A 13739-nucleotide genomic window follows, 5' to 3' on the forward strand; every position below is an offset into this window, starting at 1 on the left:
CAATCAACCAACTCGTTGCTTCGAGGGTATGACACCGCCCACCCGTTCTTCCATATCGTCTAAGCAAAACGGTTATAGATAACGAACCTGCACAGCTCGTCCGCGCCACTATCGTATTCTCCTGCGCCAGGAGCGCCCGGCAGCTCGGCTCCGTGTTGCGCGGCCACTTCCTCGATCGGGTCCGGATACAGCCCAGATCGGTGAAAGCGGTCATCCACGACAACAGCGCCTTGGAATACCCAAGCTCCTCGGTGAAGTACTACATTGTGGCCGGCGAGGCGGTCGGGTCGATTTCCTGAAAGGGGACGTCCAGGGTGGCGGGCTCCACGGTCCTTTACTACACGTTGCTGACCGACGTGGGTTCGCCCTAGGTGGGCGGGCAGAATCGGTTGGCCGCAAACCACATGCCGTTCCGTTCGGAGACTGCACCCCGATGCGCATAATAGATGGGCGGGACGGCGGATTCCTTCTGGGTGATGTAGTCCCAGACATCAAGTTCAGGCCTGCTGGACGACAGGCGTTTGGAACCGGTTCCTGGCACCGCCGCGGCCCTCATAGACGAGGTTCCTACCGTTTGCGTCCCGCGCGAAGGCCGCCACTCCCCGGATGCTGTAGGCGGCCTCCTCTTTCAAAACCAGCAGCTGGGAATTGTGCCGGCTTGGGCCCGCGTCAAAAGCATGGTTCACGTCTTGTTCTTGCCCCCCGGGAGGGTTTCACTCGTCGGTGCCTTGGTTCACCCAGGCAAGGCCATGGAGCATCAGGGCGGCGATGTCTTGTTGACACAGCAGCAGGTCAGGCAGGTACGGCACCGCCTGGTTGTACAGCAGCGCCGAGCCGTCAATCCTGCTGGCGTGCATGCCGGCATCGCATGCTGCAAACACCGGCGCTGCCGAATCCCATTCGTACTGCCCTCCGGCATGGACGTACGCGTCCGCTTCACCGGTGGTGACCAGCCAGGCCTTGTACCCGACCGAGCCCATGGGCAGCAGGTCGGCCTCGAGATATTCGGCAAGCCGTTCCGCGAAGTCCGGCGGCCTGGTGCGGGAAACCGCGATGCGCAGGCGGTCCCGGCGGCCGCCGCCATGAATGGGCTGCCGGTGTCCGTCGCCAATCATGCAGCCTTCGCCTGGCACGGCCACCGCGCCGGCCACGAGCTGCCCGCTTTCCCACAAGGCCACGTGGACCGCCCAGTCCGGTCTCCTTTCGGAGAACTCCCGGGTTCCGTCCAGCGGGTCGATGATCCAGACCCGGCTGGCCGATAGGCGCTCCGGGCTGTCCGCCGCTTGCTCGGAGAAGATGACGTCACCCGGGCGCTCACGCCGCAGCGCCGAGTCCAGGAATTCCTGAGACATGGCGTCACCCGTGTTCTTCAACGCGCGGCCGGACAAGTGGCTGGCGGCAGCATGTTCCTGCAACTGCACCAGCAGCTCGCCGGCGTCGCGGGCCAGGCTGACGGCAAGCGCCTGGTCCTGGCAGGTGCGCAGCATCGCCAGGACCCGTCTGCCAGGGTCCTGCACTATCTGGTGGACCGTCATTAGTACGCCCCCTTCGGAATGGTATGCATCCCGGCCGGGCCGCGGGCCACCACGGCAAAAACGGGCAGGAGCACCACCGATCCGGTGGCGGATCCTTCCAGGTCCCAGCCCAGCCTTTGGAGGAACTTGCTGCCCCGGTTCACGGGCCCGGCCACAATCACGGCGTCAGCGTTGAGCCGCTCCACGGCCTTGACCGCGGTCAGGATCGAGGCCACGACAGGTATGCCCTGGCCGCCCACCTCCAGGAATTTTTTTCGGTTCCCCTCCGGCAGGGCGGCCCCGATGACCTCGTAGGCGGCCCCGGACTTTTTCTGGATTTGCCCGATCACGTATTCCACGTCACCGCGGCGGCCCAGGACAATGACGCGGGAGAGGAAGTGGCCAAACTGCCGTTGCCGGGTTAGCCACTGCCGCAGGCCCCAGCGAGAGACAAGGAGCCCGGCAATGCCCAGCGGAAGCGCCAGGCCAATGTAGCCCCGGGCCACTTCGAGCTCAAACGCGAGCGCCAGCATGGCCATGGTGCCCAGCACGGACACCGTGGCCGAGGTGACCCGCCGGTATTCATCCAGCCCGATCCCCACCACGCGGGCATCGCGGCTGCGGTAGGCACTGAGGATCGCCAGCCACAGGACGGCCACGGCGAAGGACAGGTGCACGTAGTCAACCTTCAGCGGGCCGAGGACCATGTGGCCGCCGGCGGCGCCAAACCGCAGGAATGACGCCAGCAGCAGGACGGCGGCCAGCACAATGATGTCTGAGGCCCACAGCAGGTACCGGTAGCGTGCGGCCCAGGGGGCCCCGGACTCGCGGGCAGTGGATCGAAGGCCGGCCGGGTGTTGTGCCCGGCCGGTTTTTTCCTGGGCAGCCGCATCAGCGGGGCCGTCCAGGGGGCTCAAGGCAGTCCCCTGGGATCTGAGACGGTGAAACGGGGGACCGGCGACGGCTGGGGGAAAGCCTTGGTCTCAGAAGGCTTTTCCGCCGCCGGCCCCGACCTGGGGAGCAATCCATCCACTGGGAGGTATTTCCCGGGATGAACGGCTCGGGTGCGGGGATCGCGAATCAGGGCCGCGAAGGGGATGGATTGGGGCGTCTGCCAATTGTGGTTCCAGTTGCCAGACAGCATTCCCAAGACCCCCTGAGACCCGACGATTCGTATCGAAAAGTTGCTATGGCTCAACGCTATTGCGGCCTGCCGCGCTGCACACGCGTAGCCTTCACTCGACTTCAGCCCGGCTGCTACGCGGACGGCATGCGGGACTACTTGCTTCGCTCCCGCCGTCCACCGATTGCCGCGTGGGTGCCCCCGGCAGGGGCCCGGGCCCCTCGTGCCCACCACTCGGGAGCGGCAAAAATTACGCATTTCCGGTGCCCGGCCGGGCTGGCACAATCTCCGGATATGGACATCTGGATGGGAGCCGCCGCCTTCGGTGTGGGGATCGTCGTTGGCCTGACCGGCATGGGAGGCGGGGCGTTGATGACGCCGGCCCTGGTGCTGGTTTTTGGCGTGCCCCCGCTGGCTGCCGTGTCCAGCGACCTGGTGGCCAGTGCCGTGATGAAACCCGTGGGCTCGCTGGTGCACCTGCGCCGCAGGACGGTGAACCTGGAGCTGGTCAAGTGGCTGGCGGCGGGTTCCGTGCCGGCGGCGTTTGGCGGCGTCCTCATCCTGAAGTGGATGGGTCCGGGCGACGCCGTGCAGGACGGTGTGCGCAACGCCCTGGGCGGCGCCTTGCTGCTTTCCGCGCCGCTGTTGGCCGTCCGTTCCTACCTCAAGCTGGTCCAACGGTCCGCGGCACGCCCGGGCCCGCCGGCGTCGGACGCGCCCCCGGGCCTTCGTCCCCGGCCGGTGCCCACCGTGTTGCTGGGCATGCTTGGCGGCGTGGTGGTGGGCATGACCTCCGTGGGTTCCGGATCCATCATCATCATCGGCCTGATGGCGCTGTACCCGGCCATGAAGGCCAGCCAGCTGGTGGGGACGGACCGGCTTCAGGCCGTCCCGCTCGTGGCTGCGGCCGCCCTGGGGCACACCCTGTTCGGGGACCTGGACCTGGCCCTGACCGTTCCCCTTCTGTTGGGCAGCATCCCGGGCGTGTACCTGGGGGCCCAGCTCTCCAGCAGGCTGTCCGGCGGGTTCATCAGGCGGGCCCTGGCGTTTGTGCTGCTGGCCTCCGGGCTGAAAATGCTTGATTTTCCCGACCAGGCAACGGCGATTGCGCTGGCACTGCTGCTGCTTGCGGCCCCGCTGGCGTGGATGGCGGTGCGCCGCCGGCACGGCCTGCCGGCCCTGGCCACCACGGAGAACCGACGACGCCGGGCGGCCGCCGCTGTAGGCACCGGCCCGGCGGAAGGGGGCACTGCCCACCATGGCGACTGAACAATCCGGGGCCCCCGCTGCCGTGCTGGCCCTCTCCGGCGCACGCCTCGATGAACTGGAACTGCTCACCGGCGGGCTCCTGGCCCCGGCCGACGGCTACTGCCTGCCGCACGCCGTCCCCGGCCACTGGCCCGCACCGCTCACCCTGGCCGTCCCGCCGGACCTGGGGCGCGACGCCGTTGCCCGGGGCTGGCTGCTGGTGGGCGACCCCGACGGGACACCGCTGGCCCGCCTGGGCGTGGAGGGTTCGCAGGCCTCCGCCGACGGCAGCTCCCTGTACCTGGCCGGCCGCCTGACGGGCCTGCGCAGCGCCGAGCACCCGCCGGCCCGCAGGCTGCGCGTGACCGGGCCCCTGCACGCCATGGGCCCTGGCCGTCCCGGGACCGTCGCTGCCGTGTTCTCCGAGACGCCCCGGCCGTGGCAGCTGGCCGAGGCCATGCCCACGGCATTGCGCGCCAAGTCCGTTCTCTGGCTCATCGCCCTCTGCGGACCGCAGCCGCACGGCCGGTACACCGTTGCACCGCTGCTGCACGAACTCGAATCCGCGGCAGCCCACATCGACGGGGCCCGGACAGGCCTGCTGGTGCTGCCCGCAGACCCGGTGGGCCCTTCCCCGCAGGACCGGGTGCTGAGGAAGCGGGTGTTGGCCAACCTGGGGGCGGACCACACCCTGGACTACACGGTTGCCGGTTCGACGCCCGGCCGGTCCCGGACCGGCGTCGGGAACCGGCACGACGGCGCCGGGAACCGGCACGACGGCGGCACCCCGGCACCGGCCGGCACCGTGGTGTTCCTGACCGGCCTCTCCGGTTCGGGCAAGTCAACCGTGGCCCGCGCCTTGGCGGAGCGGCTGCAACGGCACGCACCGTCACCGCCCATACTGCTCGACGGCGACGACGTGCGCAGGATCCTTTCGCCGGGACTCGGCTTCTCCCGGGACGAGCGGGAGGCCAACATCCACCGGATCGGCTGGGTGTCGTCGCTGGTCGCGGCCGCGGGCGGGCTGGCCATTTGCGCCCCGATTGCCCCTTTTGACGAAACGCGCAGGCAGGTGCGGGCCATGGCGGAGGGCGTGGGCCGGTTTGTGCTGGTGCATATTTCAACGCCCCTGCCGGTGTGTGAGGCCAGGGACCGGAAGGGCCTGTATGCCATGGCCCGGCGCGGCGAGGTCCGGGACTTCACGGGGATTGATTCGCCGTACGACCATCCGCAGGATGCCGACCTTCACCTGGACACGAGCCGGATCACGGTTGGGGAGGCGGTGGAGCAGATCGTGCGGTTGCTCCAGGGCCCGGCCGGCGCAGCCCGTCAGGCTACTCCAGGGCCGCCCGCAGCTCGTTGCGGGACGTGACCCGCAGTTTCGAATAGACCTGGTACAGGTGGCCCTCCACGGTCCGGACCGAAATGTGCATCTTGGCCGCGATTGCCTTGTTGCTTTCCCCGGAGGCAGCCTCGGCGGCAATCTCCTGTTCCCGGACGGTCAGCACCTGGCCGTCTTCGCTCGTGACCCGGACACGGCCCAGCCTGAGCACACCCTCACGGATGAGCTGCTGGGCCAGCCGGCCGCCTTCCCTGTCTGCGTTTTCATTGGCGATCCGCAATGCCGCGCGGGCCACATCGCGGGCCAAAAGGTCATCCCCCTGGTTGGCGGCCGCCCCTGCGGCCTCCAACAGCGTGGTGACATTCCTGGCCATGAGGCCCTTGCCAAATGCTTCACAAATCCGTGAGAGCGGGCCTTTCACCCGGCTGGCAACAGCCACCAGCCGTTGCGCACTCACGGCACTGCCCAGCCGCACGGCGGCGTGGCACAACATCATCTCCACGGTGGCCGTACGGAATTGCCGTTCCTGGTCGGCCATGGCCAGCAGCCTCACGATTGCCTTGTCCGCCGAGGACAGCTCGGCCGTGGCCAGCTCCACGAAGTACCTGCACCCCACCCCCACGAGCCGCGACGATGCGGGGGCGGCGGGCACCTCGTTCAAGTGGAGCCAGGCAATGTCGATGTCGCCCTTCAGCGCATAGGCATACGCGATGGCTGCGCACGCCAGCGCATGGGTCCCCGACTCGCCCAGCTGGGCCAGTTGGCTGGCCACGGGCACCAGGTGTTCCAAGGCCTTGTCCGCCCTGCCGCAGCAGGCGTCCACGAGTCCTTCCGCCAGTTCCTCATAGGCGGTGAAGCGTGCCCCTACGAAAGTACAGGCCGGCGCGCGGGACAGTCCCGGGGTGGGACCCTCGGCCGTCAGCGAGACCACCACGGCGAACATCAGTGCGGAGTCTGAAATCCTGGGAATGTCCCCGGACATGTCCGGAGGCAGCTCGCGGAGTCCAATTTCCTCCGCAACGTTGAAGGCGTCGGTGACCCGCCCGGTGAGGATCCAGGCTCCCACCAGCCAATGCGCGGCCCGGGTGCGCATCCCGCTGCTGCCGTTGCGGTACAGCCGTTCAAGCTCCAGGGCGGCCTCATAGTAGCGGCCGGCGTGCATCAACTGCTTCACCGTCGCCATGGCCAGCTCTTCACCCAGGAGGCTGGGGACGGTCCCGTCCCCAGCGTTCCCGGGCACATCCCCGCCGGACGGACCCGCCACGGCTTCCTCGGCGTCGAGCCGCTGCCGGACCTGCTCCAGGATGTCAAAGGGATCGAAGCCGGCATGTTCCTGCCCGCGGGAGAGGCCGCACCGCAGCAGCATCAGCTCCGTCCATTCCGCGAGCGGCAGGTGGCCAAGCTCAAGGTCGGGGTCAAACGCCACACTGCGTGCCTTGGCATATTCGCCCAGGGCCACCAGCGCCCGGACTGTCTCGGTCACCCTGCCGGCCTGCCGCGGACGGCGGGAGACGGTGTTGGCAATCCGCAGTGCTTCGCCGGGAAAGCCGGCCGTGGTGGCGTCATGTGCCGCCGCAATGGCGGCTTCGTCGTCGAGCGGGATGCCGCAGTCGATCGCCCACGCGGCCAGGTCGAAGCTCATGCCGCCCGGCCCCGATGCGCTGTCCATGGATCGCTGGACCATGCCCAGGAGTTCGCGGCTGTGCCCCGTGGGCACCTGCGCGCGAAGCACCTGTTCCATGAGCCGGTTGGCGAGCCTGACCGTGGCTGACTCGTGGTGGTCCACCACCAGATAGCCGCGCTGCTGCAATGAATCGACGTGCTCGCCGTCGCACAGGGCCATCAGTTGGTTCAGCGGCAGCCCCCCGGACAGCGCCAGCAATTCGGCCACCGTGCGCTCCCCCGCGGAAACGGACCGGAAGGCCGCCATGACGGTGTCAATGCTGCCGGGGCCGCAGGCAAAGGGGGCACCCGTGACAATCCAGATCCCCTCCCGCTTGACCAGCGTGCCCGCGGTGACCTGTTCGTGGATGATGACTTCCAGGAACCGGGGGTTGCCCCCTCCCCCGGCCCACAACGCCCGGACTGCCGATTTGGAGACCTTCGCCCCCAGCAGCGCCTCCAGCCATTGCCCCGTTTCCACCTCGGTAAACGCATCCACGTCCACCCGTTTGATGAGCCCGTCCCGCCACAGGCCCACGATCTCGGAAGGCGCCGCGGGAAGCGACTCGCTGGCGGCCAGCAAAAACACCACCCCCGTGGCGGCCAGCTGCGTGATGACCATGGCGGAGCGTTCGTCGGCCTGGTGGATGTTGTCCACAAAGAGGACAATGCTGCGTCCCTTGGCACGGTCCTTGAGAAGCTGCGTCACGCTGCGCAGGACCACCAAGGGGTTGTCGGGCGGCATCTCCCCCAGATCGGCCATGATGGGGTTCAGGGCCCCGAACTCCATCCTGGCGGTGACGGAAGTGCACCGGAGGGACAGCACCAGGACGTCCGGGCCAATGTGCTCAATGATCTCGCGGGCAATGAACGTTTTGCCCACCCCGTAATCCCCCACGAGGATGACGCCGTTGCTCTCCTCGTTGCGGAGCTCTTCAAGGACCGAGTTGACCACGGCCTCGCGGCCCAGCGCAGCCGTGGCACCTTCGACTTCGCTGCCAGGAACAGCCCTTTGACTTCTGGTGCCTGCAAATAATGCAGTAGTCATGTGTGCCACGGGTGAGACCTTCTATTCACTAACAAGAGTCATTTGAATGCCCAATGAATAGACTATGAAGCCGCGGCCGCGTTGACACGAGTGGTCGCTACTCGACTTCCAAGTACTCAGCCCGGCGGCGACGCGCAAGTGTACTTGTTTTTGACCAAGTGGAGCGGCCGCCACACCCGTACCCGGGCAGCTTTCCGCCCCGCATCATCCCCTGGGCGGCCGCTATTCCAGCGGGATCCCGGGCAGGTCTTCGCGGCCGCCCACGCCCAATTTCGCGTAGACCCTGTACAGGTGGCCCTCCACGGTGCGGATGGAGAGGTTCAGCTGCGCCGCGATTTCACGGTCGGTGCGTCCGTCCACAGCCAAGGTGGCCACCTCGCGTTCGCGCCGTGTCAGCCTGGTCGACTCCGGCCCTCCGGCGTGCCCCGCCGGTTTCACGGCTGTCTGCCCCGCCGTATGCCGCGCCGTGGCCGCCGCCGCATGTCCCGCCGCTGTATGTCCCGCCGTTGCTGCGGGTGTTTTTGGGGTGGTGCCCCGGACACGGCCGGATTCCGGCATTCCCAGCCGCTCCGCCACCTTGCGGAGGCCCTCGCGGGCACGGCGCAGGTCCTCCTGGTTTCCGGCCCCTGCCAGCAGCGGGACCGACAACGCCAGGGCCCGCTCGGCAAAACCGAAAAGGCCCGCAGCAGCCAGCGCCTCACCTGCCGCGGCCAGGAGCTGTCCGTCCCCGGCCCCCAGTGCCGAGGCGTACCCGCACAGGGCCCGTGCCCACTGGCCCTCGACGCCGGACGCCACCCGCTCCAGCCGGGGCACCACGCTTTCATCGCCGAGTTCCAGGGCAAGGGCCAGTGCGTTCAGTTCCAGGGTGGTGGAGCCCTCGGCGAGTGCCGCGTCGGCGAGGGCCACCAGCCCAACGGGGGTCCCGGCGTCGTGCCTCAACAAGTACCGCGCGGCAGCCAGGTAGGCGCGCTCGTGCGAGAGCACCACGAACATCCCGGTCCCTTCCACGTAGGCACCGGCCAGTTGTTCCGCCAGCTCCCACCGCCCCAGCCTGGCCGCGGCGTAGGCCGCCATGGCAGTGCAGAGGCCCAGCAGCTGCTGCGGGTCGCTGAGCCTGAGGGCATCCACACCGGCCAGGAGCAGGTCCAGGCCGTCGGCAACCTTGCCCCCGCGCAGGAACGCCATGCCGCGGACCACGTTGGCGCCGCCGCCGAAGGAGAACACCACGGGGCCGTCTTCCAGGGAAAACTCCTCCAGCACCTTTGCCGCCCCCTGCCAGTCCCCGCAGCACATGGCCGCGGCCAGGTGGCGCAGCAGGATGGTCTCGGGGAGGAAGAAGACGTCGTTGTCCTCCTCGTGCTCAATGGCATAGGCCTCGGCGGCCCGCGCCATGCCCTGCTCGGGGAAGCCCTGCGCGGTCAGGCGCTCGGAGTCCATGGTCAGGACCATGGCACGGTTCAGGCGGATGGCTGACTCGCTCATCCCTTCGCTTTCCACAACCCCCGCCATGGGCGCCTCCATGGCCGAATAGTGGCCCTGGCGCGAAAGCATCATGAGTTCGATCAGCAGCGCCCCGGACTCGCTGAGGCCCCTGATGGCCTCGGCCTCCGCTGGGTTCGCCTGCGCCAGTTCCTCACCCTTGCTGCGCAGGACGGCGGCATCCCCGGCCAGCGCATCGACGGGCATGCCCAGGGCAGACCGGGTGGAGGCGCGCAACAGGCTGCCGAACAGCAGTTCCTGGTGGTTCCGCGACTCCTGGACCGTCGATTCCATCAGGGCCAGGGCGCCCTGGTAGTCACCCATGTTGTAGTGCGCCCGCGCCCTCACCACGGTAGCGCGGAGCCGGTGGTCCCGGCCGCGGATCTGGTTCGCCAGTTCCAGCGCCGTGGTGGACTGGTGGATCTTGCTGGCCAGCACGGCGGCCGCCAGCAGCCTGTCGTCGGGGACCTCAATGCCGATCTCCAGGGCCCACACCACGCGGCGCAGCATTGCCTCGGTGTTGACGGGATCGTCGTCCAGGCGGCCGATCAGCTGTTCGTGGAGCCGCCGGCTTTGCGTCATGGGCACCATGTCCCGCACCGCTTCGCCGTAGATGGGGTTGGCCAGTCCCAGCAGGCGGGAGGGCGGGGCGCCGTACTGGACCAGGTGCCAGTCCAGCAGTTCCCGGACCGCGGCGGGGCCCACCAGCTCCTCAATGGCGGCATCCTCCACCGGCTCGGAAAGTGCTATCAGGTTCAGGGCCTCCGAGGCCGTCTTGGAAATGCCACGGAGCTCGCGGCGCACCGCCTCCTCCAGGTCGGGGCTGTGGATGGGCGCATTCGGGTCAACCGACCAGCTGCCGCTGCGCCTGGCCAGCGAACCGAGCTCCACGGCCTGTGTCACCAGCAGGCGCAGGAAGAGCGGGTTGCCCCCGGACAACGACCAAAAGTGCCAGCCCGTGGCCCGCAGCACCCGCCCGCCCAGCATGGCCTCACAGAAAGCGTGCGCCTGTTCCTGGTCCAGCGGGCCCAGCACAATGTTCTCCGCCATCCCCGCGGTCCATAGTTTGGGCAGCGGATCCGGCAGCCTGTGGTGGCTCCAATGGGTCGCCACCAGGTTCACCGTCCCGGAGCGGACCAGGCTGACGATCAGCTCGGCCGTGGCCGGGTCCATGGCATGGGCGTCGTCGACCAGGATGAGGGGCAGGTCCTGGCTGGCGGGGGCTGGACCTTGGCTGGCCGGGGCGGCGTCCGGGCCTGCTTCCGGGCGGGCCTGGGCGGCTGGCGCCAGCCCTTCCTGCCTCCGGCGCAGTTCTGCCAGCACCGCCCGCAGCACGGCCATGCGGATGCTCGCCGAGCCGCCGTCGACCGTGGAAAAATAAGGCGCCATGACGCCAAACGGGACCTTCGCCAGCGAGTGTGAGCCGCGGAGTGACAGCACCGGAACGTGCTCGCGCGCGACGGCGGCCAGCTCGCGCAGGATCGTGGACGCGCCAAAGCCGTTTTCGGAGGTGACGAAGACGGCCCGGCATCCCTCGGAGCGGATGGCCGAGACGATGTCGGCCAGTTCGCTCTCCCGGCAGAACGGCGGTTTCAGCAGTGTCCGCGGTTTGCCTGCCGGTGTGCCGGGTCCCGTCACAAATCCATCCCCTGCTCAAGTTCCGAACGCGACGTGATGCCCACCTTGGCAAAAACCTGGTACAGGTGGCCCTCGACGGTGCGGATGGAGACGCCGATCCGGGAGGCAATTTCGCGGTTGGCCATGCCCTTGACGGCCAGCGCGGCGACCTGCCGTTCGCGCGCGGTCAGCGGGACCGCCGCGTGGTGGGGCATGATAGGCAGCACCGGGACCTGCTGCGCCAGCGCGTCGAGGCGGCGCTGGGCCTCGCGGGACAGGCGCGCTTCGCCGGCGTTCCGGGCCAGGTCCAGGGCCACCACGGCACACCTGGATTCGACGGCGGCCAGCTCCAGGGCGTGCGCCCCTTCAGCGGCTTCCAGCGCCAGGGCGGCGCTTCCCCTCCGGTGGGCCCGGGCCAGCGCCACGTTCACGGCGGCCATGGGCCCCTGCCGCTTGAGCGAGGTTTCCTCCAACAGCCGGTACTGCTCGTTGGTGCCGTTGGTGGTGGCCCCGAAAAGGCTGATGGAGGCGGAGGTGAAGCGGCCCTTGGCAATGTCGATTTCCGCGCTGGCGACTAGTTTCGCCGCGGCATGCGGGTCATCCAGCCAGCGCAGGGCCATCAATTGGAAGAACTCGGCCATGGAGCGGTTCACCCACATGGTTTGCGGTGCGGTGTTGCCGGCCTTCGACAGGTAGCGGCGGGCACTTGTCACGTCATTAATTTGCGCAAAGGCGAATGCCAGGGCGGAGTAGACCAATTCCAGGCTGTTGTAGGTGTCGCGGATTTCCAGTTGGGCTGCTGCCACAAGCAGCACGTCCGCTGCCTGTGCCCCCCGCCCGGCGTAGACGTAAGCCAGCCCCAGTGCCAGTTCCATGACTCCGCCCCGGTACTGTGCCAGGTGGGAAGTCTGCTCAACGGCATCCTTCATGATTGATTCGCAGGCCCTCCACTGCCCTGTCCATGTCAAGGCCAGGATCAGGGCCTTCAAGTGCCAGTCCCCGCGGCGCAGCACCACGTCGTGTTCGGCAGTTTCCGCGCGGACGGCCTTCGAAAGGGCCATCGCGTCAAGCTCGCGGCCAGTTGTGACCAGGACCATGGCCAGCATGCTGGTGCAGTTAAGCCGGTATTGCCGGTCACTCGGGTCCTTGCTGCCGGCCAAAAGCTCGGGTCCGGCCTGCGAAAACTCCCCGCGATGCACCTGGAACTCAAAGCGGGCCAACTTCAGGAGCTTCCCTGCCCGGACGGTCACCTCATCGCCAGGGTCTGCCTGTTCAATGCGCCAGGCGAGGTCGGCCAGGAGCTCTTCAATTCGCGAATAACCGTCCGGCACCCAGAGCAGCGAACTTGACAGCTCCGCGGCCCAGGCCGCGTACTCCTTCAAGGTCAGGCCCGACAGAACGTCCGGGGAAACGCCGTCGAGCGCCTCCACGGCCTTGGCGTAGTTCGCCAGGAGCCCATACGCCTGGCTGCGGACCTGCGCCGCCTGGACTTCGCGGGCGTGTCCGCGCGGAATGTGGGCACAGCACGCCAGGGCAAGCTGCGGGTCAAAATAGTTCACCGCAGCGCGGGCCGCGGCCAGCGCGGCCTTTGGTTTCAGGACCATGCCGGCGTCGTGGACCCAGGCGGCGAACGTCAGCAGCTGCTGCTTGTCCATGGAGGCCGGGTCCAGCCCCAGCACCCCGGACATTTCCTGGAACCGCACGGCCTTTTCATCCGCGGTGAGCTGGTTCCGCAGGGTTTCGCCGATGTACGGCTCGGCCAGCGTGACCGTGCTGTTCAGCCCCGGGCTGATGGACAGGAACCCCCGTTCCTCGAGCTCGGACACGGTTTCTGGGCCCAGTGCGCGCAGTGCCACCGACAGCGGCACCTTGCGCAGCAGCGCGAATTTTTCCAGCCCGACGCGCACCGGTTCCGGCAGGCGGGCCAGCCTGGACCTGACCAGCTCCGGCAGAATGTTGCCCGATGGGGTGCGCCGCGGCCCCACCAGCACCCAGACGCCGCCGTGCTGCCGCAGCGTCCCGCTGGTGTAGTGCTCATGCACCAGGGCCTCGAGCACCAGCGGATTGCCGGCGCTGGAGGTGTAAAAGGTGGACACGACCGACTCGGCCACGGCGCCGTCGAGGGCCCTTGACAGCAAGATGCGCACCTCCGCCCGTGAGAAGACGTCGATGCGCTCGGTGGCCATGAGCCCGTCCTTGACCATCCAGACCAGGTCCTCCGGCAGTTCGGCCGTGCTGCGCACCGTGACCAGCAGCTTGGCCGTGCCGCTGAGCACCAGCTGCATCAGGACGCCCATGCTCGCCGTGTCAATGCCGGGCAATTCGTCCAGGAAGATGACCACGGGCCGGCCCCTGGCATCGTCCCTGATTAGGTCCACCAACAGTTGCAGGACGGCCGCGGGCGTCTCCAGCTGGTGGTCACTCAGCCTGGCCATCAGGACATTGAAGGCGCCGTAGGGTATGTCGGTGTCCGAACCGCTGCCAAAAAGGCGGATGACGTGCGTGGTTGCCAGGATCCGTTCCTCAACCCGGCGCGACAAGGTGGTTTTCCCCACCCCGCCGGGACCGATGACGGCCACGCCTTGAAGATGTGCGTTGTGGAGGTGGCCCATGACTGCGTTGACGGCGTCCTGCCGCACCAAGGAAGACCAACGGCGCCGTTCCTCGGCACCCATGGCCCTCCGCTGAGACCGCAGCTCCCGCCCG

Annotated in this window: 7 protein-coding genes; 2 read left to right on the plus strand and 5 right to left on the minus strand. The window is 68.2% G+C overall.

What is annotated here, in order from left to right; all coding sequences use genetic code 11:
* Positions 1-713: 713 nt before the first annotated feature.
* Both G6035_RS11415 and G6035_RS11420 read right to left on the minus strand, forming a co-directional pair.
* A complete protein-coding gene (locus G6035_RS11415) occupies positions 714-1535 on the minus strand; it encodes a 3'(2'),5'-bisphosphate nucleotidase CysQ (protein WP_256127917.1) in 822 nt (273 codons plus the stop codon).
* A complete protein-coding gene (locus G6035_RS11420) occupies positions 1535-2431 on the minus strand; it encodes a hypothetical protein (protein ID WP_176617220.1) in 897 nt (298 codons plus the stop codon). The genes G6035_RS11415 and G6035_RS11420 overlap by 1 nt, the downstream gene beginning before the upstream one ends.
* Before the next feature lie 500 nt (positions 2432-2931).
* Between G6035_RS11420 and G6035_RS11425 the strand changes: the two genes are divergently transcribed.
* Together G6035_RS11425 and cysC are read left to right on the plus strand one after the other, a co-directional pair.
* Positions 2932-3906: a sulfite exporter TauE/SafE family protein gene (locus tag G6035_RS11425; protein WP_256127918.1), complete on the plus strand. Its 975-nt coding sequence runs from the start codon at positions 2932-2934 to the stop codon at positions 3904-3906.
* Positions 3896-5257 (plus strand): adenylyl-sulfate kinase, encoded by a 1362-nt coding sequence (gene cysC, locus G6035_RS11430; protein ID WP_176617221.1) that lies wholly within the window; start codon positions 3896-3898, stop codon positions 5255-5257. The genes G6035_RS11425 and cysC overlap by 11 nt, the downstream gene beginning before the upstream one ends.
* Here the strand turns inward: cysC and G6035_RS11435 are convergent.
* The 3 genes from G6035_RS11435 to G6035_RS11445 form a co-directional block, all read right to left on the minus strand.
* Complete coding sequence (locus tag G6035_RS11435; protein ID WP_176617222.1) at positions 5220-7937, minus strand: LuxR family transcriptional regulator; 2718 nt, start codon at positions 7935-7937, stop codon at positions 5220-5222. The genes cysC and G6035_RS11435 overlap by 38 nt on opposite strands.
* 222 nt (positions 7938-8159) lie before the next feature.
* Complete coding sequence (locus tag G6035_RS20620; protein WP_371130986.1) at positions 8160-11054, minus strand: LuxR C-terminal-related transcriptional regulator; 2895 nt, start codon at positions 11052-11054, stop codon at positions 8160-8162.
* Positions 11051-13708: a LuxR C-terminal-related transcriptional regulator gene (locus tag G6035_RS11445; protein WP_176617223.1), complete on the minus strand. Its 2658-nt coding sequence runs from the start codon at positions 13706-13708 to the stop codon at positions 11051-11053. Before G6035_RS11445 ends, G6035_RS20620 begins: the two co-directional genes overlap by 4 nt.
* Positions 13709-13739: the final 31 nt, after the last annotated feature.

It is taken from the genome of Arthrobacter sp. SDTb3-6 (assembly GCF_013376095.1).
Taxonomy (GTDB): domain Bacteria; phylum Actinomycetota; class Actinomycetes; order Actinomycetales; family Micrococcaceae; genus Specibacter.